The sequence below is a fragment of the Pseudoxanthomonas mexicana genome (assembly GCF_046736355.1).
In the GTDB taxonomy this organism is placed as follows: Bacteria; Pseudomonadota; Gammaproteobacteria; order Xanthomonadales; family Xanthomonadaceae; genus Pseudoxanthomonas_A; species Pseudoxanthomonas_A mexicana_B.
The window spans coordinates 3,220,157-3,241,604 of the sequence record NZ_CP157201.1 but is presented as its reverse complement, the minus strand read 5'-3'; the positions used below and the strand labels follow the sequence as shown (position 1 = coordinate 3,241,604).

Annotated in this window: 21 protein-coding genes, 1 other RNA gene, 1 pseudogene and 1 riboswitch; of the genes and pseudogenes, 18 read left to right on the top strand and 5 right to left on the bottom strand. The window is 71.7% G+C overall.

The window, feature by feature from the left end; translation table 11 throughout:
- The first annotated feature begins 47 nt into the window (after window positions 1-47).
- The 9 genes from ribD (at window position 48) to AAG688_RS14960 (ending at window position 7,035) form a co-directional block, all read left to right on the top strand.
- A complete protein-coding gene (ribD, locus tag AAG688_RS15000) occupies window positions 48-1,115 on the top strand; it encodes a bifunctional diaminohydroxyphosphoribosylaminopyrimidine deaminase/5-amino-6-(5-phosphoribosylamino)uracil reductase RibD (RefSeq protein ID WP_411835030.1) in 1,068 nt (355 codons plus the stop codon).
- 4 nt (window positions 1,116-1,119) lie between these two features.
- Window positions 1,120-1,884: a class I SAM-dependent methyltransferase gene (locus AAG688_RS14995; RefSeq protein WP_411832990.1), complete on the top strand. Its 765-nt coding sequence runs from the start codon at window positions 1,120-1,122 to the stop codon at window positions 1,882-1,884.
- Between the two features lie 110 nt (window positions 1,885-1,994).
- Window positions 1,995-2,176, top strand: a riboswitch (FMN riboswitch).
- A 198-nt stretch (window positions 2,177-2,374) separates the two neighbouring features.
- Window positions 2,375-2,977 (top strand): riboflavin synthase, encoded by a 603-nt coding sequence (locus AAG688_RS14990; protein ID WP_411832989.1) that lies wholly within the window; start codon window positions 2,375-2,377, stop codon window positions 2,975-2,977.
- Window positions 2,978-3,014: 37 nt separating this feature from the next.
- Window positions 3,015-4,103 (top strand): 3,4-dihydroxy-2-butanone-4-phosphate synthase, encoded by a 1,089-nt coding sequence (ribB, locus tag AAG688_RS14985; RefSeq protein WP_411832988.1) that lies wholly within the window; start codon window positions 3,015-3,017, stop codon window positions 4,101-4,103.
- Between the two features lie 231 nt (window positions 4,104-4,334).
- Entirely contained in the window at window positions 4,335-4,826 is a 492-nt protein-coding gene (gene ribH, locus AAG688_RS14980; RefSeq protein ID WP_411832987.1) for a 6,7-dimethyl-8-ribityllumazine synthase, read from the top strand.
- A complete protein-coding gene (nusB, locus tag AAG688_RS14975) occupies window positions 4,823-5,290 on the top strand; it encodes a transcription antitermination factor NusB (protein WP_411832986.1) in 468 nt (155 codons plus the stop codon). The genes ribH and nusB overlap by 4 nt, the downstream gene beginning before the upstream one ends.
- Window positions 5,291-5,432: 142 nt before the next feature.
- Entirely contained in the window at window positions 5,433-6,380 is a 948-nt protein-coding gene (gene thiL, locus AAG688_RS14970) for a thiamine-phosphate kinase (RefSeq protein WP_411832985.1), read from the top strand.
- A gap of 152 nt (window positions 6,381-6,532) precedes the next feature.
- Entirely contained in the window at window positions 6,533-6,727 is a 195-nt protein-coding gene (locus AAG688_RS14965; protein ID WP_411832984.1) for a hypothetical protein, read from the top strand.
- A complete protein-coding gene (locus AAG688_RS14960; RefSeq protein ID WP_411832983.1) occupies window positions 6,724-7,035 on the top strand; it encodes a type II toxin-antitoxin system RelE/ParE family toxin in 312 nt (103 codons plus the stop codon). Before AAG688_RS14965 ends, AAG688_RS14960 begins: the two co-directional genes overlap by 4 nt.
- A gap of 18 nt (window positions 7,036-7,053) precedes the next feature.
- Here the strand turns inward: AAG688_RS14960 and AAG688_RS14955 are convergent, their stop codons facing one another.
- From AAG688_RS14955 to AAG688_RS14945, 3 genes and pseudogenes are all read right to left on the bottom strand, one after another.
- Complete coding sequence (locus AAG688_RS14955) at window positions 7,054-8,430, bottom strand: FAD-binding oxidoreductase (protein WP_411832982.1); 1,377 nt, start codon at window positions 8,428-8,430, stop codon at window positions 7,054-7,056.
- Window positions 8,431-8,484: 54 nt separating this feature from the next.
- Window positions 8,485-8,868 carry a YraN family protein gene (locus AAG688_RS14950; RefSeq protein WP_411832981.1) on the bottom strand — a complete coding sequence of 128 codons (384 nt, stop codon included), beginning with the start codon at window positions 8,866-8,868 and terminating at the stop codon, window positions 8,485-8,487.
- A pseudogene (locus AAG688_RS14945) lies at window positions 8,858-10,147 on the bottom strand (penicillin-binding protein activator); the annotation flags it as partial. The gene AAG688_RS14950 and the pseudogene AAG688_RS14945, both read right to left, overlap by 11 nt.
- A 157-nt stretch (window positions 10,148-10,304) precedes the next feature.
- Here AAG688_RS14945 and rsmI point away from each other — a divergent pair.
- The gene (rsmI, locus tag AAG688_RS14940) at window positions 10,305-11,120 is read left to right on the top strand and encodes a 16S rRNA (cytidine(1402)-2'-O)-methyltransferase (RefSeq protein ID WP_411832980.1); all 816 of its coding nucleotides are present in this window, start codon (window positions 10,305-10,307) and stop codon (window positions 11,118-11,120) included.
- A gap of 7 nt (window positions 11,121-11,127) precedes the next feature.
- Here rsmI and rnpB read toward each other — a convergent pair.
- An RNA gene (gene rnpB, locus AAG688_RS14935) (RNase P RNA component class A) lies at window positions 11,128-11,478 on the bottom strand.
- A 57-nt stretch (window positions 11,479-11,535) separates the two neighbouring features.
- On the bottom strand, window positions 11,536-12,306 hold the full coding sequence (locus AAG688_RS14930; protein ID WP_411832979.1) for an NRDE family protein: 771 nt from the start codon (window positions 12,304-12,306) through the stop codon (window positions 11,536-11,538).
- 318 nt (window positions 12,307-12,624) lie between these two features.
- On the opposite strand from AAG688_RS14930, the gene mraZ reads away from it, so the two are divergent.
- From mraZ to ftsW, 8 genes are read left to right on the top strand one after another with little or no spacing between them, the layout of a single operon-like run.
- Window positions 12,625-13,071, top strand: coding sequence for a division/cell wall cluster transcriptional repressor MraZ (gene mraZ / locus AAG688_RS14925; RefSeq protein WP_411832978.1), 447 nt, complete (start codon window positions 12,625-12,627; stop codon window positions 13,069-13,071).
- Window positions 13,068-14,123, top strand: coding sequence for a 16S rRNA (cytosine(1402)-N(4))-methyltransferase RsmH (gene rsmH / locus AAG688_RS14920; protein WP_411832977.1), 1,056 nt, complete (start codon window positions 13,068-13,070; stop codon window positions 14,121-14,123). The genes mraZ and rsmH overlap by 4 nt, the downstream gene beginning before the upstream one ends.
- Window positions 14,120-14,383, top strand: coding sequence for a cell division protein FtsL (gene ftsL / locus AAG688_RS14915; protein ID WP_411832976.1), 264 nt, complete (start codon window positions 14,120-14,122; stop codon window positions 14,381-14,383). Before rsmH ends, ftsL begins: the two co-directional genes overlap by 4 nt.
- A complete protein-coding gene (locus tag AAG688_RS14910) occupies window positions 14,380-16,236 on the top strand; it encodes a peptidoglycan D,D-transpeptidase FtsI family protein (protein ID WP_411832975.1) in 1,857 nt (618 codons plus the stop codon). Before ftsL ends, AAG688_RS14910 begins: the two co-directional genes overlap by 4 nt.
- Window positions 16,233-17,702: a UDP-N-acetylmuramoyl-L-alanyl-D-glutamate--2,6-diaminopimelate ligase gene (locus AAG688_RS14905; protein ID WP_411832974.1), complete on the top strand. Its 1,470-nt coding sequence runs from the start codon at window positions 16,233-16,235 to the stop codon at window positions 17,700-17,702. Before AAG688_RS14910 ends, AAG688_RS14905 begins: the two co-directional genes overlap by 4 nt.
- Complete coding sequence (locus AAG688_RS14900; protein ID WP_411832973.1) at window positions 17,699-19,066, top strand: UDP-N-acetylmuramoyl-tripeptide--D-alanyl-D-alanine ligase; 1,368 nt, start codon at window positions 17,699-17,701, stop codon at window positions 19,064-19,066. The genes AAG688_RS14905 and AAG688_RS14900 overlap by 4 nt, the downstream gene beginning before the upstream one ends.
- Complete coding sequence (gene mraY, locus AAG688_RS14895; RefSeq protein ID WP_411832972.1) at window positions 19,056-20,141, top strand: phospho-N-acetylmuramoyl-pentapeptide-transferase; 1,086 nt, start codon at window positions 19,056-19,058, stop codon at window positions 20,139-20,141. The genes AAG688_RS14900 and mraY overlap by 11 nt, the downstream gene beginning before the upstream one ends.
- Window positions 20,141-21,424, top strand: coding sequence for a putative lipid II flippase FtsW (gene ftsW / locus AAG688_RS14890; protein ID WP_411832970.1), 1,284 nt, complete (start codon window positions 20,141-20,143; stop codon window positions 21,422-21,424). The genes mraY and ftsW overlap by 1 nt, the downstream gene beginning before the upstream one ends.
- Window positions 21,425-21,448 lie beyond the last annotated feature (24 nt).

The following is a 21,448-nucleotide window of genomic DNA, read 5'->3' as shown; positions in this document are numbered from 1 at the left end:
CCGCTGCCGTGAGCGAGACCAGCTTCACCGCCTTCGACCACCAGTGCATGGCGCACGCGCTGCGCCTGGCCGAGCGCGGCGCCTACACGACGCGGCCCAACCCGATGGTGGGCTGCGTGATCGCCCGCGATGGCGAAATGGTGGGCGAGGGCTGGCATCGCCGGGCCGGCGAACCGCATGCGGAAGTGCTGGCCCTGCAGGCGGCCGGCGAGCGCGCCCGCGGCGCCACCGCCTACGTGACGCTGGAGCCGTGCGCGCACACCGGCCGCACCGGCCCCTGCGCCGATGCGCTGATCGCCGCCGGCGTGGCGCGGGTGGTCGCGGCGATGCGGGATCCGTTCCCGCACGTCGATGGCGCCGGCTTCGACCGGCTGCGCGCGGCCGGCATCGCGGTGCAATCGGGGCTGATGGAGGCGCAGGCGCGCCGGCTCAACCGCGGCTTCATCTCGCGCATCGAGCGTGGCCGGCCGTGGCTGCGGATCAAGCTGGCGACCAGCCTGGACGGGCGCACCGCGATGGCCGACGGCGAGTCCAAGTGGATCAGCGGCGAGGCCGCGCGCCGCGACGTGCAGCACTGGCGCGCCTGCGCCGGCGCGATCCTGACCGGTGCCGGCACCGTGCTGGCCGACGATCCCTCGCTGACCGTGCGGCTGGGCGACGACACCCCGTTCGTGCCGCCGCTGCGGGTGGTGCTGGACCCCGGGCTGGCGACGGTGGCGCGCGGCAAGGTGCGCGAGGGCGAGGCGCCGACGCTGTACGTCCACGACGCGCAGGCCAAGCCGCCGCGCGAGATCGACGCCCAGCGCGTGGTCGCGCCGGTGGTCGGCGGCCGCTTCGACCTGCTCGCGGTGCTGGAACTGCTGGCCGCGCGCGACATCAACGAGGTGCAGGTGGAGGCCGGCGCGACCCTGGCCGGCGCGTTCGTCGCCGCCGGCCTGGCCGACGAGATCCTGCTGTACGTGGCGCCGGTGCTGCTCGGTGACCGCGCGCGGCCGTTGTTCGCCGGGCTGGGCATCGAGGCGATGGCGCAGCGCGCGCACCTGCGGGTTGTCGATGCGCGCGCCATTGGCGAGGATCAGCGCCTGCTGCTGCAGCCGTCCTCCGCCGTGTCCTGAATCCATGCCCGCCGTCTTCAAGGACCACTTCTCCGGCGTCGCCGCCCACTACGCGGCCTCGCGCCCGGGCTATCCGGACGCGCTGTTCGAGGCGATCGCCGTGTACGTGCCGTCCACGGCGGAAGTCTGGGAGCCGGGCTGCGGCAGCGGCCAGGCCACGCGCGGGCTGGCCGCGCGCTTCGCCCACGTCCACGCCTGCGATCCCAGCGCCGCCCAGCTCGCCCGGCACTGGGCGCAGGCGCAGCCGCAGGCCAACGTCACCCTGCGGGTGGAGGCCGCCGACCAGCCGAGCCTGGCCGATGCCAGCGTCGGCCTGGTCGCGGTGGCGCAGGCGCTGCACTGGTTCGACCGCGAGGCGTTCTTCGCCGGTTGCGAGCGCGTGCTGCGCCCGGGCGGCGTGCTGGCCGCGTGGACCTACCAGGACGCGGTCTACGACGACGACATGGCCGAGGCCGCCGAACAGGTGCGCGACCACATCGACCCGTACTGGCCGCCGGAGCGCAACGACGTGGACCTGGGCTACCAGCACTACCGCTGGCCGTTCGAGCCGCTGCCCGCGCCCAACCTGGTGCTGACCGCCGACTGGACCCTGGCGCAGGTGCTGGGCTACGTCGGCAGCCTGTCGGCGGCGGTCGGTTACCGGCAGGCCACCGGCCGCGACGCGGTGGCCGACCTGGGGCCGCTGCTGGCCGCGGCCTGGGGCGATCCCGCCGCCGCCCGGCGCATCCGCTGGCCGTTGATTCTGCATCTGCGCCGCAAGCCGGATTGAAGGCGCGCAGCGCCGGCGACGCCGGCGGGATGCAGCGTCCGTCCCGCCGTGATGGCCGCGACGACGGGCAATGCTAGAATCCGCCCGCCGGTTCGCCGGCCCACCTCATGCAACGTCTTCAGGGCGGGGTGCAATTCCCCACCGGCGGTAGGTCTTCGCAATCCAGCGCGAGGGCGAGCCCGCGAGCGCTTGCGGCGCATGCCGCTCCACCCGGAGCCGGATGTCCGCAAGGTCAGCAGATCCGGTCGAATGCCGGAGCCGACGGTCACAGTCCGGATGAAAGAAGACGGCTGCGCGCGAACAGGCGACGCCACCGCGTCGCGCCCGTCCGCGCGCGTCCGCCGCCCTGGGGACGTTCTCGCCTCGTCCATCGCGGGAAACGTTCCATGCACATGCACATCCTTCTGCAACAGCCGGCGCCGCCGTCCGCGGCGATGCGCGGGGCCTTGCCGCGCAACGGCGTTTGGCGCCGGCCCGGGGAGGCGCGCTGATGTTCACGGGCATCATCGAAGGCGTCGGCCGGCTGGCCGGCCGGGAGCCGCGCGGCGGCGACGTCCGCTTCACCTTCGAGGCCGGCACGCTGGCGTTCGACGACGTGCGCCTGGGCGAGAGCATCGCGGTCAACGGCGTGTGCCTGACCGTGATCGATTCCGATGCCGTCTCCTTCCGGGCCGATGCGTCCAACGAGACGCTGGCGCTGACCACGCTGGGTGCGTTGCCGGTCGATGCGGCGGTGAACCTGGAGCGGGCGATGCGGCCCACCGATCGCCTCGGCGGCCACCTGGTCAGCGGCCACGTCGACGGCACCGGCCGCGTGCTGGCCGTCGTTCCGGACGCGCGCGCGCAGCGCTGGCGCTTCGCCGCTCCGGCCCCGCTGCTGAAGTACGTCGCGAAGAAAGGCTCGATCTGCGTCGACGGCGTCAGCCTGACCGTCAACGAGGTCGACGGCGAAGGCTTCGAGGTCGCGCTGATCCCGCACACGGTCGCGCACACCGCCTTCGCGCAGACTCGCATCGGCGATGCGGTCAACCTCGAAATCGATCTGGTCGCGCGCTACGTCGAGCGGCTGCTGCAGGGCGCGCCGGCGGCCTGAAGCCGGACGCCTCCCATCCCATTTTCCGGAATACGCAATGTCCTTCGCCCCCATCCCCGAACTGCTCGAAGAAATCCGCAACGGCCGCATGGTCGTCATCGTCGACGACGAGGATCGCGAGAACGAAGGCGACCTGATCATGGCCGCCGAGCTGGTCAAGCCGTCGGACATCAACTTCATGGTCACCCACGCGCGCGGCCTGGTGTGCCTGTCACTGACCCGCGAGCGCTGCGCGCAGCTGGGGCTGGCGCCGATGGTGCAGAACAACACCGCGCAGTTCCACACCAACTTCACCGTCAGCATCGAGGCGGCCGAGGGCGTGACCACCGGCATTTCCGCCTATGACCGCGCACACACCGTGCGCACCGCGGTGCGGCCGGACGCCAGGCCTTCCGATCTGAGCCAGCCGGGCCACATCTTCCCGCTGATCGCCCAGCCCGGCGGCGTGCTGACCCGCGCCGGCCACACCGAGGCGGCCGGCGACCTGCCGATGCTGGCCGGGCTGGAGCCGGCCGGCGTGCTGGTCGAGGTGCTCAACCCCGACGGCACGATGGCGCGGCGCCCGCAGCTGGAGGTATTCGCGAGGGAGCACGGCCTGAAGATGGGTTCGATCGCCGATCTCATCGCCTACCGGCTGGCGACCGAGCACACCGTCGAGCGCGTCGACGAGCGCGACATCGACACCGAGTTCGGCCCGTTCCGGCTGGTGACCTACCGCGACCGCATCGCCCACGACCTGCATTTCGCGCTGGTGCGCGGCACGCCCGGCGCGTCCGCGCCGGCGCTGGTGCGCGTGCAGGTGGAGAACCCGCTGGCCGACCTGCTGCACTGGCGGCGGGAGGATTTCGGCGTGGCCGCCACCGATGCGCTGCGCGCCATCGCCGCCGAAGGGCAGGGCGTGATGGTGGTGCTGTCCGAACCGCGCAACGCCGAGGCGCTGCTGGCGCGGCTGCGCCAGCAGCCCGAGGTCCGCGCCAACGGCAAGGACGTGGGCCAGTGGCGCCGCAACGGCGCCGGCGCGCAGATCCTGGCCGACCTGGGCCTGCGCCGGCTGCGCGTGCTGGGCACGCCGCGGCGGCAGGTGGGGCTGGCGGGGTTCGGGCTGGAGGTGGTGGAGTACGTGTGAGGCGGGGCGGGGATGACCGGACATTCGTCCGTTGAAAGCGGGGATTCGGGATTTGGGATTCGGAAAAAGCGCTGGCTTCCCTTGCATGTCGGGCAGCTTCGAAAAAAGCATCCCCTGGCCTCTAGCCTCTAGCCTCTAGCCTCTAGCCTCTGGCCTCTGGCCTCTGGCCTCTAGCCTCTGATCCCCACCCACCCACCTGCTAAACTCCCGCCCCCAAGGACTCCCACGCCCATGTCCCACTACGAAGGCGATCTGCGCGCCCCCGAAGGCGCCCGCTTCGCGATCATCGCCAGCCGCTGGAACCCGCGCATCACCGACGTGCTGGTGGCCGGCGCGCGCCAGAGCCTGGCCGGCAACGGCGTGGCCGAGGAGGCGGTGGACGTGGTGCGCGTGCCCGGCGCGTGGGAGATCCCGGTCGCCGCCGCGCACCTGGCGCAGGCTGGCGGGCATGTGGCGATCGTCGCGCTGGGCTGCGTGATCCGCGGCGACACCCGCCACTACGAACACGTCGCCGACCGCTGCGCGGAAGGACTGATGCGCGTGCAGCTGGACACCGGCGTGCCGGTGCTCAACGGCGTGCTGGCGGTCGAGCGCATCGAGGACGCCGAGGCGCGCGCCGGTGGCAGCCACGGCAACAAGGGCGAGGAGGCCGCGCTGGCGGCCATCGAGATGGCGCAGTTGATCGCGCAGTTGCAGCAACCCGCAGGACAGGAGCGAGCGTGAGCCGACATCAGCATCCCCCGCGCCGCGACGGCGTGGATCCGGTCACCCGCGCACGCGCGCGTCGCCGCGCGCTGCAGGCCCTGTACGCCTGGCAGGTGTCCGGCGGCGAGGTCGGGCAGGTGATCGCGCAGTTCGCCCACGAGCAGGCGCACGAGATCGCCGACCTGGAGTATTTCGAGGACCTGGTGCGCGGCGTCGTCCGCCACCGCGCCGCGCTGGACGAGGCGCTGCTGCCCTACCTGGATCGCACCGTCGAGGAAGTCGATCCGATCGAGCGCGCGGTGCTGCGCATCGCCACCTACGAACTGCACCACCGGCTGGACGTGCCGTTCCGCGTGGTGATCAACGAGGCCATCGAGACCGCCAAGCGATTCGGCGCCGAGCACGGCCACACCTACGTCAACGGCGTGCTCGACCGCGCCGCGCCGGACTGGCGCCCGGCCGAGGCCGGCAGGACGCGCTGAATCCAACCCGCTTCCCTTCCCCCGCTTGCGGGGGAAGGTGCCCGAAGGGCGGATGGGGGCGGGAACGCGGCAGCGAAGCTGATCGCAACTCGGCTTTCATCTCGTACGCAAGCCTTCCTCGATATGCCGCTATGCTGTTCGCATGAGCACCGGCGAATTCGACCTGATCGAACGCATCCGCACGCGCATCGCCGCGCGCGCCGACGTGGTGCTGGGCATCGGCGACGACGCCGCGCTGCTGCAGCCGCCGCCGGGCCTGCAACTGGCGATCACCGCCGACACGCTCAATGCCGGCGTGCATTTCCCGCAAGACACCACGGCCGCCGACATCGGCTGGAAATCGCTGGCGGTCAATCTCTCCGACCTGGCCGCGATGGGCGCGCAGCCGGCCTGGTGCACGCTGTCGCTGTCGCTGCCCGGATCCGACGCCGGGTGGATCGACGCCTTCCTCGACGGCTTCCTGGCGCTGGCGCAACCGCACGGCATCGCCCTGGTCGGCGGCGACACCACGCGCGGCCCGCTGTCGATCGCGGTCACCGCGATGGGCTGGGTCGAACCGGGCCGCGCACTGCGCCGCGATGGCGCGCAGGCCGGCGACGATATCTGGGTGACCGGCACGATTGGCGACGCCGCCGCCGCGCTGGCGACGCTGGACGCCTGCGACGCCGCGCTGCGCTCGCGGCTGGATCGTCCCACGCCACGCGTGCGCGCCGGACTTGCGCTGGCCGGGCTGGCGCATGCCTGTGTCGATGTCTCCGACGGCCTGCTGGCCGACCTCGGCCACGTCTGCGCACGCAGCGGCGTCGGCGCGGAGATCGACATCGACGCGCTGCCGGCCTCGCCGATGCTGCTCGCCTTCGCACCGGCGCACCGGCGCGTCTTCCAGGCCAGCGGCGGCGACGATTACGAGTTGTGCTTCACCGCGCCAGCGCAACGCCGCGACGAAGTGCTCCGCGCCTGCGCCGACGTCGAGACGCCGGTCGCGCGCGTCGGCCGCATCGTCGTCGGCGAGGGTATCCACGTGATGGATGGGGCGGGGCGGCCGTGGCAGCCTGTGCGCATGGGCTACGATCATTTCCGTGAGGATTGATGGCTGTGTTCTTCAAGAGATCGAGACAGTGCGGGTTCCCCATACGGAATCCCGGTGTCGTTGGATGCGCTGCCATTGGCCAGGAGTAGGCCTGTTCACTTTCCCTTGGACCAAGGGACTAGAATGCGGCCATTACCTTGCGAGGCGTAACCATGACGACCTTGGCGTTCAAGCAAGCGGCGCACCAGTTGATCGACACCTTGCCGGAGACGGCAGGCTGGAACGAGTTGATCTACCGGGCAGTGGTGCGCAAGGAAATCGAGGCGGGCCTGGCTGACAGCGCGATCAGCCTGGGAGCGTCGGCCGATGAGGTGTTGCGCGAGTTCGGGCTGGCCGACGGCGAGTGAAGGTCGTCTGGACACCGCGAGCCCAGACGAGATTGAGGGCGATTCGGGACTACATCCGCCAAGAAACCGGAAATACCCAGATCGCGGATCGGGTGGTGCGGATGCTGGTGAGCAAGTCGAAGCGTTTGAGCTGGCCGGGCATGGCCCGTTCGGGGCGAGCAGTGCTGGAGTATCAGCACCCGGATGTATTGGAACTGCTGATCGCGCCCTATCGCCTGATCTACATCGTGCTGCCGGCACGGATCGACGTACTGACGGTGATGCACGAGCGGCAGTTGTTGCCCGGCGATGCCGATCCAACCGACTGAACGCGGTGGAACAACCTGCTACGGCAACACCTTCCCAGGATTGAGGATCCCGTCCGGATCCAGCGCCCGCTTGATCGCGCGCATCGCCTCCAGCGTCGCCGCGTCGAACGCCTGCGCCATGAACCCGCGCTTGGCCAGGCCGATGCCGTGCTCGCCGGACAGCGTGCCGCCCAGCGCCAGCGCCAATGCGAACACGCGTGGCAACGCAGCCTGCGCGCGCGCGGTCTCCGCGGCGTCGTCGGGGTGATACAGGATGTTGACGTGCAGGTTGCCGTTGCCGGCGTGGCCGAAGGCGACGATCGGCAGCGCGTACTCCGCCGACAGCGCCTCCACCCCGGCGACCAGGTCCGGGATGCGCGACACCGGCACCACCACGTCCTCGTTGATCTTGCCCGGCGCGATCGTGCGCAGCGCCGGCGACAGCGCGCGCCGCGCGGCCCATAGGCGATCGCGGGCGACGCCGTCGGCGGCCACGTCCAGCGACAGCAGGCCTTCGCCCTCGGCCGCCGCGCCCAGCGCCGACAGCGCGCGCGGCAGGGTGTCGTGATCGCCGTCCGCCTCGATCAGCAGCATCGCGCCGGCTTCCGGCACGTCGCTGCCGTTGTGGCGCAGCAGCGCCAGGCTGCGGCGATCCATGAACTCCAGCATCGCCGGCACCGAAGGCTGCGCCATCAGCCGCGACACCGCCGCCGCCGCGCAGGCCGCGTCGCGGTAGAACGCGCGCAGCCCGGCCTGCGCGATCGGGCGCGGGGCCAGCTTCAGCGTGGCCTCGACGATCAGCGCCAGCGTGCCCTCGCTGCCGACGAGCAGGTGGGTGAGGTCGTAGCCGGTGGAATCCTTGGTGTACGGTCCGCCGCAGCGGATCAGCTCGCCGGCGCCGGTCACCGCGACCAGTCCCAGCACGTTGTCGCGGGTGGCGCCGTACTTCACCGCGCGCGGGCCGCCGGCGTTGGTCGCCAGGTTGCCGCCGACGGTGCAGGTTTCCGCGCTGGACGGATCCGGCGGCCAGAACAGCCCGTGCGGCATCAGCGCCTGCTGCAGGTCGCCGTTGCGCACGCCCGGCTCGACCACCGCGCAGCGGTCCGCCGCGCGCAGCTCGATGATGCGATCCATCCGCGCAAACGACACCACCACGCCGCCGTGCACCGGCACCGCCGCGCCGGTGGTGCCGGTGCCGGCGCCGCGCGCGACGATCGGCACGCGGTGTTCGCGGCAGGCGCGCACCAGCGCGACCACGTCCTCGCGCGTGCGCGGCAGCGCCACCGCGGCGGGCGGCGCGCTGCGGCGCGAATCGTCGCCGGCGTGCGCCAGCCGCGCGGCCTCGTCGGTGCGCCAGCCTTCGTCGCCAAGCAGCCGCGACAGCGTCTGGTGCAGGGAATCGGGAATCGGGGTCATCGGCGGATTGTAGACACGGTCCGCATCGCCGCCGGAATCGCGGCGGAAGGGGGATCAGATCTCGTCGGCGCGGAACGCATCGCGGATCCATCGCAGCCGCGGCGGCTCGCCCTCGGCCTCGACCACGTCGAAGCGGCAGGGCGACTGCGCATGGCGCGGATGCGCGACCAGGAAGGACTGCGCCGCGCGCACCAGCCTGCGCCGCTTGCCGACATCGACCGAAGCCGCGCCGCCGCCGAACGCGGACGAGGCGCGGTAGCGCACTTCCACGAACACCAGCGTGTCGCCGTCGCGCGCGCCGGGGTCCAGCATCACCAGGTCCAGTTCGCCGCCGCGATAGTTGACGTTGGCGGCCAGCGGCCGCAGGCCCGCCTCGACCAGGTGTTCGCGCGCGGCTGCCTCGACCGCCGCACCGCGGGTCCGGCGGTCAACCGCCATCGGCGACCGGCACCGCGCGGCCGCCGCTGAAGACCGACCAGGCCGGCGTGCGCTGCACGTTGCCGAAGCCGTCGAGCTGCAGGGTGCCGGTGGCGCCGCGCACGCGCGCGTTGGCCTGGGTGACCAGCCTTTCCAGGTAGGCGCTCAGCAGCCAGGCGTCGTAGCCGAAGGCGAACAGGCGCGCGGCCGGGCCGCGCGCGGTGGCGAGCTGTTCGCCGGTGATGCTCGCCGCGGGCAGGCCGGCGATGCCGCGCGAGGTCCAGATCTCGGTCGGGAAGGCGATGCCGTCCAGCGCCGCGTCCTCCTCCGGCTTGCCGGTGCCCGACAGCAGTTGCGAACTGGCCACGCGCGTGCGCCCGGCCAGCCCGGCCAGCGCCAGCTGCGGCGCCAGCACGCGCGCGGTGGAACCCTTGATCGCCAGGAACACCGAATCGACCCCGGCCTGCGCGGCGGCCTGCAGCGCGGCCGACAGATCGCCCGGCGTGTCGCCGACGCTCAGCACCTGCGCGACCTTGCCGCCGCGCTCGGCAAAGCGCGCGCCGAAGGCCTGCGCGGCGCGGCGGCCGCTGTCGTCGCTGCCGGCGATGACCAGCGCATGCCTGCGCTCGCGGGCGGCCAGGTATTCGGCGGCGACCACGCCGTCGTCCTCCGGCGCCAGCGAGAAGCTCGCCGCGCCCGGCGGCGGCGCGGCATCGCCGCGGTTGAGCACCAGCAACGACACCGGCAGCTCGTGGCGGTTGAACAGTGCGTCCACGCTTTCGCGGCCGAGCGGGCCGATGACGAAGTCGGCGCCGGCGGCGACCGCGCGGTCATAGGCGGCCAGCGCGCCGGCGGAAGTGGTGCCGGTATCGAAGAAGTCGATGTCCGGGCGCCGCCGGCGCTCGCCGTAATAGCCGGCCAGCAGGCCGTCGCGCACCGGCGCGGCGGCGGTGGCCAGGTCGCCGGACAGCGGCAGCAGCACCGCCAGCTTCAGCGGCGGGCGATAGCCGTCGCCGTCGGCGGCGGGCCGGTCGGCGGCGAAGCGCCACTGCCCGCTGCGATCGAACGGGCGCGGCAGCGCCAGGCCACGCCGCTGCAGGGCGCGACCGGCGAAGTTGTAGAGCGGATCGCCGGCCGGCAGGGCGGCGACGTCGCGGGCCAGGGTGGCGTCGTCCAGCGTGGCCAGCAGGCGCTCGATCTCGCGCATGTTGGCCGCGCGCGCCTGCCCGGCCAGTTGCGCGTCGCTGGCGGCCAGCGCGCGCGCCGCCGCGAACGAGGGATCCAGCGCCGTCGCGCGCGAAGGGCCGCTGACCTGCGTGGTCGCGCAGGCGGACAGCAGCGTCAGCATCAGCAGCAGGGCGAAGATCCTTCCGTATCGCATGTCCACGGGCATGTCGGCGGCCGTTCCAGGGAAACCGGCTACGATTCTACCCTTGCCGAAGTGATGACACCCCCTGATGTCCGGAACCCTGTTCATCGTCGCCACCCCCATCGGCAACCTCGCCGACCTGTCGCCGCGCGCGCAGGACACCCTGCGCACGGTGGCCGCCATCTGCGCCGAGGACACCCGCCGCAGCGGCCAGTTGCTGGCGCACTTCGGCATCGCCACGCCGATGCTGGCCCTGCACGAGCACAACGAGGACGCGCTGGCCCAGCGCATCGTCGCGCGCCTGCAGGCCGGCGAGTCGCTGGCGCTGGTCAGCGACGCCGGCACGCCGCTGGTCAGCGACCCGGGCTTCCGGCTGGTGCGCGCCGCGCGCGCGGCCGGGATCAGGGTCAGCCCGGTGCCGGGATCGAGCGCGGTGATCGCGGCGCTGAGCGTGGCCGGCCTGCCCAGCGATCGCTTCGCCTTCGAGGGCTTCCTGCCGGCCAGGCCGGCGGCGCGGCGCGAGGCGCTGGCCAGGCTGTCCGGCGAGACGCGCACGCTGGTGTTCTACGAATCCTCGCACCGCATCGCCGAATCGCTGGCCGACCTGCGCGCGGCCTTCGGCGACGATCGCCCGGCGGTGCTGGCGCGCGAGCTGACCAAGCTGTTCGAGACCGTGCTCGACGGCACGCTGGCCGAGCTGCATGCGCGGGTGGAAGCCGACGCCGATCAGCGCAAGGGCGAGTTCGTGCTGATGGTGCAGGGCGCCGGCGACGATGCCGCCGCGCAGCTGGCCGAGGGCCGCCGCGTCTACGCCCTGCTCAGCGCGCACCTGCCGCCCTCGACCGCGGCCAGGCTGGCGGCCGAGATCACCGGCGCGCCGCGCAAGGCGCTGTACGGGCAATGAGGGGAAGTGGCGGAGCCGGCCGATAAGCCGGGTTCTGTCGTGGACAGTCATTCCTCTAGGCGCAGCGTCGCCGCTGCGCTCGAGCAACCTACCCGGAGGCACTGCGGGCCGCAGCATCGCCTCCCTATTTGGTCTTGCTCCCGGTGGGGTTTGCCGTGCCGGTCCGTTGCCGGACTCGCGGTGCGCTCTTACCGCACCATTTCACCCTTGCCGTCCCGCTTGCGCGGTCTTGGGCGGTATCTTTCTGTTGCACTTTCCGTCGGCTCGCGCCGCCCAGGCGTTACCTGGCACCGTGCCCTGTGGAGCCCGGACTTTCCTCGGCATCCGCAAGGGATGACGCGACTGTCTGGCCGGCTCCGCCACGCGCATTGTCGCACGTCCGCCTCCCGCGCCGGCGCAGGCGGGCACCGCCCGTTCAGTGCGGGGCGGTCGCCAGCGTGGTCTCGCCCAGGAATGCGCCGCCGGGGCCGAAGCGGCGCTCGCGGATCCAGCCGCGTCCTCCATGATCGATGGCGATCAGGGTGCTGGCGCGGGTGCCGTAGCTTGCATCGCGGATGAAGACCGGCGAGAGCAGGCGTTCGCGCGCCAGGCCGATGCCGGTGGCGGGCAGGGCCGCATCCTCGGCGCGACGCTCGTCGGACAAGGCCGGCCACAGCGCATCGGGATCCTCGCCGCCACCGGCGATCCAGCCCTGCATCGCCCGCACCAGCCGCGCGGTCTTGGGCCAGGGCGCATGCAGGTCGTTGCCGTTGGACAGGCCGTGGATCCCGGGCGGCAGTGCCTGGTGGCGGGGATGCGGGTGGTTGCCGACGAACACGCAGTCGGCCGCATCGGCCAGCAGCAGGTTGAACGGCGCGTAGCCGGCCGCCTCGTCCAGCAGTTCCGCGGCCATCGCGGCGGCGGGAAGCCGGCGGCGCAGGAATCCGCTGACCAGCGTGCCGCGCGAGGACGCCCTTGTCCCGGCCTGCGCCGGGTCGCGCACGTTGGTGACCACCGCCATCCGGCCAAGGTCGTCGATCCCGACCCAGGTGCCGCCGGCCTGGAGGTCGCGACCGGCGAGCAGGCCCGGCGCCTCGGGCCAGCGCGCCAGCGGCGCGGTCGGCCGGGCGTGGAATTCGTCGCGGTTGCCGGCCAGCACCAGCCGCCAGCGGGGATGGGCCTGCCAGGCCAGGGCGAGTACGCACATGCCGGCATTGTCGCGCGAGGGCGCATCGAAAGGCGCCCACTCCTCTCCACCGGGGGGCAGCGATGTTAAGGCGCGGTCACGACCGTGAACCCAGCCCCAATCTCAAAATTTGAGACTAAACAGCAACTTGTGGATAAGGCTTGAACAAGTCTCTGAAGTTCGCCGCAACCCATTGATGGGACAAGTGATTTTTTCCTTTGTTGCCTGTTGACAACCCGACGGCCGGTGCTAATGTGGGCATTCGTGGGAAAACCGGGTTTTACGTGGTTTTTCGTGTTTCAATAATCCTTCACAAGCGGATTGCGGGGCAGCGGCGACGTGTTTCAGGGTGAGACCGCCATCACAGTGGACGACAAGGGCCGGCTGGCGGTGCCCACCGCCTACCGCGACCTCGTCGCGCGCGAGTGCGGCAACCGCCTGGTGCTGACCTACAACCCGTTCGAGTCCGGCTGCCTGTGGCTGTACGCGGAAAAGGAATGGCAGCGGGTCCGCGACGACGTGATGGCCCGGCCCAACACCCTGAAGGTGGTGCGCAGCCTGCAACTGAAGCTGGTCGGCGCGGCCACGCCGCTGGAACTGGACGGCAACGGCCGCATCGGCATCCCGGCCAGCCACCGCAACGCGGTCGGCATCGAGAAGAAGGCCGTGCTGCTGGGCATGGGCGACAAGTTCGAACTTTGGAGCGAGCAGGCGCATCGCGCGCAGATCCAGCAGACCATCGGCGATGCGGATCTGAGCGACCCCATGCTCGAGTTGCGGTTGTGAACCAGGGTGAGGGCGCGCGGCCCGCCGCGTCGGCCGCTCACCTCCCCCCGCTGCATTTGCCGGTGTTGTACGCGCAGGTCATGGACGGGCTGCAGGTGAGGGAGGACGGAACCTATCTCGATGGCACGTTCGGGCGTGGAGGGCACGCGCGCGGCGTGCTCAGCCAACTCGGCCCGGGAGGCCGCCTGCTGCTGATGGACAAGGATCCCGAAGCCATTGCGGTCGCCGAACGCGAGTTCGGCCCGGATGCGCGCGTGTCGATCTTCCGCGGCAGCTTCGCCAGCCTGGCCGACTGGGACGCCACCGCCGCCGGGCTGGACGGCGTGCTGCTGGACCTGGGCGTGTCCTCGCCGCAGCTGGACGTGGCCGAGCGCGGCTTCTCGTTCGGCAAGGACGGCCCGCTGGACATGCGCATGGATCCGGACGCCGGCCAGAGCGCCGCGCAGTGGCTGGCGCAGGCCGACGAGCGCGAGATCGCCGACGTGCTGTGGACCTACGGCGAGGAGAAGCAGAGCCGCCGCATCGCCCGCGCGATCGTCGCCCGCCGCGCGCAGGCGCCGCTGACCCGCACCGCGCAGCTGGCCGAGCTGATCGCCTCGGTGATGCCGCGCGGCAAGTCCGACATCCATCCGGCCACGCGCAGCTTCCAGGCCATCCGCATCCACATCAACCGCGAGCTGGCCGACCTGGAAACCGGCCTGGACGCGGCGCTGTCGCGGCTGAAGCCCGGCGGCCGGCTGGCGGTGATCAGCTTCCACTCGCTGGAAGACCGCATCGTCAAGCGCTTCATCAACCTGCACGCCAAGGCCCCGCCGGGCAACCGCCGGCTGCCCGTGCAGCAGGACTTCGTGCCGACCCTGCGCGCCATCGGCGATGCGCAGAAGGGCACGGCCGGGGAAATCGCCGCCAATCCGCGCGCGCGCAGCGCGGTGCTTCGGGTGGCGGAGAAGCTGGGAATGGGGAATAGGGAATCGGGAATGGGCCAGGGCTCTTCGCTATTCCCTATTCCCGATTCCCCATTCTCGGCACCTCCACACGGAGGCGCCCCATGACTCGCATCCTGCTGGCGGTGCTGGTCGTCTGCACGGTGGCCTCGGCGATCGCGGTGATCCATGCGCGCCATCGCCACCGACTGCTGTTCGTCGAGCTGTCGCGGCTGGAGCGCGCGCGCGACGAGCTGAACGTCGAGTTCGGCCGCCTGCAGCTGGAGCAGGCCACCGTGGCCGAGGCCAACCGCATCGATCACATCGCGCGCACCCGGCTGGGGATGAAGTTCCCCGCCACCGACGACATCGTGGTGGTGCGGCCATGAAGTGGTTCCGGCGCGACGACGCCCCGGCCCTGCCGCGCAACCGCAACCGCGCGCGCTTCAACCTGCGCAGCCGGCTGGCGCTGGTCACCGGCACGCTGGCGCTGTGCTCGTTCAGCCTGGTCGGGCGCGCGGCCTACGTGCAGCTGGTCAACAACGACTTCTACCAGCGCCAGGGCGACGCGCGCTTCCTGCGCGAGATCCCGATCCCGACCTCGCGCGGCATGATCACCGACCGCAACGGCGAGCCGGTGGCGGTGTCCTCGCCGGTGGAGTCGATCTGGGGCAACCCGCAGGAACTGCTCAAGGCCCCCGATCACCTGCCGGACCTGGCCGCCGCGCTCGGCGTGCCGCTGGACCACCTGACCAACCGGCTGTCGCAGCGCGCCGACAAGGAATTCGTCTACCTCAAGCGCCGGATCAACCCGGACGAGGCGCAGCGCATCCTCGCCCGCAGGATCCCGGGCGTGTTCTCGCAGCGCGAGTTCCGCCGCTTCTACCCGCAGGGCGAGGCGATGGCGCACGTGCTGGGCTTCACCAACGTCGACGACCACGGCCAGGAAGGGCTGGAGCTGGCCTTCGACGAATGGCTGCGCGGCACGCCCGGCGCGAAGAAGGTGATCCGCGACAACCGCGGCCGCATCGTCGAGAACGTGGACCTGGTGCGCTCGGCGCAGCCCGGCAAGAACCTGACCCTCAGCATCGATCGCCGCATCCAGTTCCTGGCCTATCGCGAACTGCGCAACGCGCTGATCGAGCACCGCGCCAGCAGCGGATCGATGGTGATCCTGGACGTGGCCACCGGCGAGGTGCTGGCGATGGTCAACCTGCCGACCTACAACCCCAACGCGGTCGACGGCGGCAAGCCCGACGCGCGCCGCAACCGCGCGGTGACCGACGTGATCGAGCCGGGCTCGACGATGAAGCCGCTGACCGTGTCGGCGGCGCTGAAGGCCGGCACGGTCAAGCCGACCACGCTGGTCGACACCTCGCCCGGCTACATGGCGCTGGGCCGCTACACGATCCGCGACGTGCCGCGCAACAACGGCGTGCTCAGCGTGACCGGCATCATCACCAAGAGCTCGAACATCGGCTCGGTCAAGCTGGCCGAGAAGCTGTCCAACGACTACTTCCACTCGGTCGTGCGCAGCTTCGGCTACGGCAGCGCGCCGGGCAGCGGCTTCCCCGGCGAGGCGGCCGGCATCCTGGCGCCGCCGGCGCGCTGGAACGGCCTGCAGAAGGCCACCATGTCCTATGGCTACGGCCTGTCGGTGACGCCGCTGCAGATCGCGCGCGCCTACGCCACGCTCGGCAACGGCGGCCTGCGGGTGACGCCGACCTTCGTCAAGGGCGAACGCCACGAGGCGCCGCAGGTGCTGGAGCCGGCGATCGCGCGCGAAGTGGTCGGCATGATGGAGACCGTGGTCAGCCAGGGCGGCGCCAGGCGCGCCGGCGTGCTCGGCTACCGCGTGGCCGGCAAGACCGGCACGGCGCGGCTGGCCTCCGGCGGCGGCTACGCGCGCGGGCGCTATGCCTCGCTGTTCGCCGGGCTGGTGCCGGCGAGCAACCCGCGCTTCGCCGCGGTGGTGGTGATCAGCGATTCGCAGGAGGGCGGCTACTACGGCGGCCTGGTCGCCGCGCCGGTGTTCCATAACGTGATGGACGGCGCGCTGCGGCTGATGGACGTGCCGCCGGACGACATCGAGACCTGGCTGGCGGTGCAGGCCAGGGGCGAGGCCAGGGCCGCCGGCCAGCGCCCGGCGCCCGCGGCGCACGACGAATCCGCGGTGGACACCACCGCCTTCCACGACATCGCGCCGCCCCCGGCCTTGCCCGCGGAAGGAGCGCCGCGATGAGGCGGATGATGACGCTGGCCGAACTGCTGCCCGACGTGGACGTGCCGCGCGGGATCGTGGTGCGCGGGCTGGTGCAGGACAGCCGCGCGATCGAGCCGGGCGACGCCTTCGTCGCCATCGCCGGCTTCGGCGCGCACGGATTGGGCTTCGTGGATCAGGCGCGCGCGCGCGGCGCCAGCGCGATCCTGTACGAACCGCCGGCGCCGGACGATCTGCCGGTGCCGCTCGACGCCATCGCCGTGCCCGGCCTGCGCGCGCGCATGGGCGCGCTGGCCGATCGCTTCCACGCCTATCCCTCGCGCGACATCGCGATGGTCGGCGTCACCGGCACCAACGGCAAGACCTCGACCGTGCAGCTGCTGGCGCAGGCCTGGCACATCCGCGGCGTGCGCTGCGGCAGCATCGGCACGCTCGGCGCCGGCATGTACGGCCAGGTCAAGCCGACCGGCTTCACCACCCCGCTGGTGCTGCAGATGCATGCGCTGCTGGCGCAGCTGCGCGACGCCGGCGCGCAGGCGGTGGCGATGGAGGTCAGCTCGCACGCGCTGGACCAGGGCCGGGTGGACGAGGTGCATTTCGACGTCGGCGTTTTCACCAACCTCACCCGCGACCACCTCGACTACCACGGCGACATGCGCGCCTACGGCGAGGCCAAGGCGCGCCTGCTGCGCTGGCCGGGGCTGAAGGCGGCGGTGATCAACCTCGACGACGACTACGGCCGCGAGCTGCACGCCACGCTGCCGGAAGGGCTGCGCCGCATCGGCCTGAGTTCGCGCGGCCACGCCGACGCCACGCTGCGCGCCGACGATCTGCGTCTGGACGCCGCCGGCATCGCCTTCGAGCTGCGCGCCGGCGAAGAATCGCATCCGGTGCAGTCGCGACTGCTCGGCCGCTTCAACGTCGACAACCTGCTGGCGGTGGCCGGCGCGCTGCATGCGCTGGGCGAGGCGCCGGCGGAGATCGCGCGCACGCTCTCGCGCCTGCAACCGATCCACGGCCGCATGAACCGCCTCGGCGGCGACGGCGGCCGCCCGCTGGTGGTGATCGACTACGCGCACACGCCGGACGCGCTGGCGCAGGCGCTGGACAGCCTGCGCGGCCACGTGCAGGGCCGGCTGATCTGCGTGTTCGGCTGCGGCGGCGAGCGCGACGCCGGCAAGCGCCCGCAGATGGGCGCCATCGCCCAGGCCGGCGCCGACGTGGTCATCGTCACCGACGACAACCCGCGCGGCGAGGACGGCGACCGCATCGTCGCCGACGTCCTCGCCGGCTTCACCGACCCCGACTCGGTCACCGTGCTGCGCGACCGCGCCGCCGCCATCGGCCATGCGATCGCGCAGGCCGGCGCCGACGACATCGTGCTGATCGCCGGCAAGGGACACGAGCCCTACCAGGAAATCAAAGGCGTGCGACATCCTTTCGACGACACCCAGGCGGCCCGCCAGGTCCTGGAGGCGCGCGCATGAAGCGGCTACCGCTCTCGCTGCTCGCGCACTGGGCCGGCGGCGAACTGCACGGCGACGACGTGGTCATCGGCACGATGACCCACGACACCCGCGCGCTGCTGCCCGGCAGCCTGTACGTGGCGCTGCGCGGCGAGCGCTTCGACGGCCACGACTTCGCCTACGACGCGGCCATGCGCGGCGCCAGCGCGGTGCTGGTCGAGCACCCGGTGAAGGTCGACGTGCCGCAGATCGTCGTGGCCGACAGCCAGCTGGCGCTGGCGCGCATCGCCGCCGGCATCCAGCGCGAGCACCGGCAGAAGGTGATCGCGCTGACCGGCAGCAACGGCAAGACCAGCGTCAAGGCGCTGGTCGTCTCCATCCTCGAGCGCGCCGGCGAGACCTACGCCAACCCCGGCAACCGCAACAACGAGATCGGCCTGCCGCTGGCGATCATCGACGCGCCCGAGGAAGCCGAGTACGCGGTCTACGAGATGGGCGCCGGCAAGCCCGGCGACATCGCCTACCTGACCGACATCGTCGCGCCGGACGTGGCGCTGGTGAACAACATCGCGCCGGCGCACCTGGAGCGGCTGGGCACGCTGCTGGGCGTGGCGCAGACCAAGGGCGCTATCTACGAGGCGCTGCCGGCCGACGGCGTGGCGGTGATCAACGCCGACGACGCCTTCGCCGGGTATTTCGCCGAACGCGCCGGCGCGCGCCGGATCATCCGCTTCGGCATCGACGCCAGCGCCGACGTCCAGGCGCGCGACATCCGCCTGCACATGGCCGGCTCGGCGTTCACCCTGATCACGCCGCAGGGCGAGGCCCGCGTGACGCTGGCGCTGGCGGGCCGCCACAACGTGCTCAACGCACTGGCCGCCGCCTCGCTGGCGCTGGCCTGCGAGGTGCCGCTGCCGCTGATCGCGCAGGGACTGGCCGCGGCGCGGCCGGTGGCCGGGCGCCAGGTCAGCCACCGGCTGCGCAGCGGCGCCGAGCTGATCGACGACAGCTACAACGCCAATCCCGGTTCGCTGGGCGCGGCCATCGACACGCTGGCCGCCGGCGGCGGCGAGACCTGGCTGGTGCTGGGCGACATGGGCGAACTCGGTCCCGGCGGCGAAGCGCTGCACGCCGACGCCGGCCGCCGCGCCAGGCAGGCCGGCATCGCCCGGCTGTTCACGCTGGGGCCGCTGAGCGCGGCGGCGGCGGCCGCCTTCGGCGATGGCGCGAGCCACCACCACACCCACGAGGCGCTGGTCGAGGCGCTGCACGGCCAGCTGCACGAAGGCGTGCGCGTGCTGGTCAAGGGATCGCGCGGCAGCGCGATGGATCGCGTCGTCGCCGCCTTGTTGTCCGCAGGGGAGGACACCACGCATGTTGCTTGAACTGAGCCGCTGGCTGCAGCAACTGGAGAGCCTGTTCGGGCTGTTCGGCTACCTGACCTTCCGCGGCATCCTGGCCGCGCTGACCGCGCTGTTCCTGTCGCTGTGGCTGGGACCGGCGGTGATCCGCCGGCTCGGCCAGCTCAAGGGCGGCCAGCCGATCCGCAAGGACGGCCCGCAGTCGCACTTCTCCAAGGCCGGCACGCCGACGATGGGCGGGGCGCTGATCCTCATCACCGTGCTGCTGTCGGTGCTGCTGTGGGGCGACCTGCGCAACAAGTACGTGTGGACGGTGCTGCTGGTGATGCTGGCGTTCGGCGCGATCGGCTGGTACGACGACTGGATCAAGATCGTCCGCCGCGATCCCAACGGGCTGAAGTCGCGCTGGAAGTACCTGCTGCAATCCATCTGCGGCCTGGCCGCCGGCCTGTACCTGTACCTGTACGCCGACGTGCCGGCGGCGACCACCTTCTACGTGCCGTTCTTCAAGTCGATCGCGCTGCCGCTGGCCGGCATCTCGTTCGTGGCCATCGCCTACTTCTGGATCGTCGGCTTCTCCAACGCGGTCAACCTGACCGACGGCCTGGACGGGCTGGCGATCATGCCCACCGTGCTGGTGGCCTGCGCGCTGGCGGTGTTCGCCTACGCCTCCGGCCACGCCGAATTCTCGCGCTACCTGCAGATCCCGGCGGTGCCCGGCGCCGGCGAGCTGGCGATCATCTGCGCGGCGATCGCCGGCGCGGGGCTGGGCTTCCTGTGGTTCAACACCTACCCGGCGATGGTGTTCATGGGCGACATCGGCGCGCTGGCGCTGGGCGCGGTGCTGGGCACCATCGCGGTGATCGTGCGCCAGGAACTGGTGCTGGTGATCATGGGCGGCATCTTCGTCATCGAGACGCTGTCGGTGATGATCCAGGTCGCCTCGTTCAAGCTGACCGGCAAGCGCGTGTTCCGGATGGCGCCGATCCACCACCACTTCGAGCTGAAGGGCTGGCCGGAGCCGCGCGTGATCGTCCGCTTCTGGATCATCTCGGTGATCCTGGTCCTCATCGGCCTGGCCACGCTGAAGGTGCGCTGATGGGCGAACCGCTGCGCCAGGCGACACGATACGAAGCCATCGAAGGCCGCTTCGACCCGTGGCTGGTCGGGGTGATGCTGGCGCTGGCGGCGCTGGGCGTGGTGATGGTGGCGTCCAGCTCGATCTCCCAGCACAGCAACCCGTTCCACTACCTGGTCCGCCACGTCATGTTCCTGGCCGCCGGCATCGGCCTGGCGCTGGCGGTGATGCGCTGCGAGCTCAAGACGGTGGAGAAGTACAACCAGCTGCTGCTGCTGGCCTGCGTCGGCCTGCTGCTGCTGGTGTTCGTGCCGGGCCTGGGCGTGAGCGTCAAGGGCGCGCACCGCTGGATCAACCTGGGCGTGTCCAACTTCCAGGTGGTGGAAGTGGTCAAGGTGTTCTTCATCGTCTGGCTGGCCAGCTACCTGGTGCGCTTCCGCGACGAGGTGCACGCGACCTGGCCGGCGATGCTCAAGCCGTTCGGCGTGGCGCTGACGCTGGTGGCGCTGCTGCTGCTGCAGCCGGACTTCGGCTCCTCGCTGCTGCTGCTGGCGATCACCGCCGGCATGCTGGTGCTGGGCGGGGTGAGCATCGTGCGCATCGTCATCCCCGGCATCGCGCTGGTGGCGATGCTGGCGATGCTGGCGGTGGCCGCGCCCTACCGCATGCGCCGCATCACCTCGTTCACCGATCCGTGGGAAGACCCGTTCGGCAGCGGCTACCAGCTCACCAACGCGCTGATGGCGATCGGGCGCGGCGAGTGGACCGGCATCGGCCTGGGCGGATCGGTGCTCAAGCTCAACTACCTGCCCGAGGTCCACACCGACTTCATCTTCTCGGTGATCGGCGAGGAACTGGGCTTTGCCGGCATCTGCCTGGTCATCGCGCTGTACGTGCTGCTGGTCGGGCGCGCGTTCTGGGTCGGCTACCGCTGCGTGGAGATGCGCCGCCATTTCGCCGGCTACGTCGCCTTCGGCGTGGCGCTGTGGATCGGCCTGCAGAGCTTCGTGTCGATGGGCGTGAACCTGGGCCTGCTGCCGACCAAGGGCCTGACCCTGCCGTTGATCTCGTCCGGCGGTTCCAGCGTGCTGATGACCTGCGTGGCGATGGGCCTGCTGCTGCGCGTGTCCTACGAACTGGAGCGCACCCAGCGCCAGGTCGCCCTGCGCGGCGATTTGATGCAGCAGGGCGCGACCGGCAGCGCGGAGGAAACTGCGCCCGTCCCGCCCGGGCCGGCGGCCCCGTCGCCGGTCCCCAGCCGGCTGCGCCCGCGCGTCGAGCCGACCTTCGGGAGGATCGCATGAGCGGCGCGCATGCCGGTTCCGCGC

What these genes read in the sequence shown, in the direction of transcription:
- ribD (WP_411835030.1), top strand. Translation starts at nt 48, where the DNA reads ATGGCGCACGCGCTGCGCCTGGCCGAGCGCGGCGCCTACACGACGCGG.
- AAG688_RS14995 (WP_411832990.1), top strand. Translation starts at nt 1,120, where the DNA reads ATGCCCGCCGTCTTCAAGGACCACTTCTCCGGCGTCGCCGCCCACTAC.
- AAG688_RS14990 (WP_411832989.1), top strand. Translation starts at nt 2,375, where the DNA reads ATGTTCACGGGCATCATCGAAGGCGTCGGCCGGCTGGCCGGCCGGGAG.
- ribB (WP_411832988.1), top strand. Translation starts at nt 3,015, where the DNA reads ATGTCCTTCGCCCCCATCCCCGAACTGCTCGAAGAAATCCGCAACGGC.
- ribH (WP_411832987.1), top strand. Translation starts at nt 4,335, where the DNA reads ATGTCCCACTACGAAGGCGATCTGCGCGCCCCCGAAGGCGCCCGCTTC.
- thiL (WP_411832985.1), top strand. Translation starts at nt 5,433, where the DNA reads ATGAGCACCGGCGAATTCGACCTGATCGAACGCATCCGCACGCGCATC.
- AAG688_RS14965 (WP_411832984.1), top strand. Translation starts at nt 6,533, where the DNA reads ATGACGACCTTGGCGTTCAAGCAAGCGGCGCACCAGTTGATCGACACC.
- AAG688_RS14955 (WP_411832982.1), bottom strand. Translation starts at nt 8,430, where the DNA reads ATGACCCCGATTCCCGATTCCCTGCACCAGACGCTGTCGCGGCTGCTT.
- AAG688_RS14950 (WP_411832981.1), bottom strand. Translation starts at nt 8,868, where the DNA reads ATGGCGGTTGACCGCCGGACCCGCGGTGCGGCGGTCGAGGCAGCCGCG.
- rsmI (WP_411832980.1), top strand. Translation starts at nt 10,305, where the DNA reads ATGTCCGGAACCCTGTTCATCGTCGCCACCCCCATCGGCAACCTCGCC.
- AAG688_RS14930 (WP_411832979.1), bottom strand. Translation starts at nt 12,306, where the DNA reads ATGTGCGTACTCGCCCTGGCCTGGCAGGCCCATCCCCGCTGGCGGCTG.
- ftsL (WP_411832976.1), top strand. Translation starts at nt 14,120, where the DNA reads ATGACTCGCATCCTGCTGGCGGTGCTGGTCGTCTGCACGGTGGCCTCG.
- AAG688_RS14910 (WP_411832975.1), top strand. Translation starts at nt 14,380, where the DNA reads ATGAAGTGGTTCCGGCGCGACGACGCCCCGGCCCTGCCGCGCAACCGC.
- AAG688_RS14905 (WP_411832974.1), top strand. Translation starts at nt 16,233, where the DNA reads ATGAGGCGGATGATGACGCTGGCCGAACTGCTGCCCGACGTGGACGTG.
- AAG688_RS14900 (WP_411832973.1), top strand. Translation starts at nt 17,699, where the DNA reads ATGAAGCGGCTACCGCTCTCGCTGCTCGCGCACTGGGCCGGCGGCGAA.
- mraY (WP_411832972.1), top strand. Translation starts at nt 19,056, where the DNA reads ATGTTGCTTGAACTGAGCCGCTGGCTGCAGCAACTGGAGAGCCTGTTC.
- ftsW (WP_411832970.1), top strand. Translation starts at nt 20,141, where the DNA reads ATGGGCGAACCGCTGCGCCAGGCGACACGATACGAAGCCATCGAAGGC.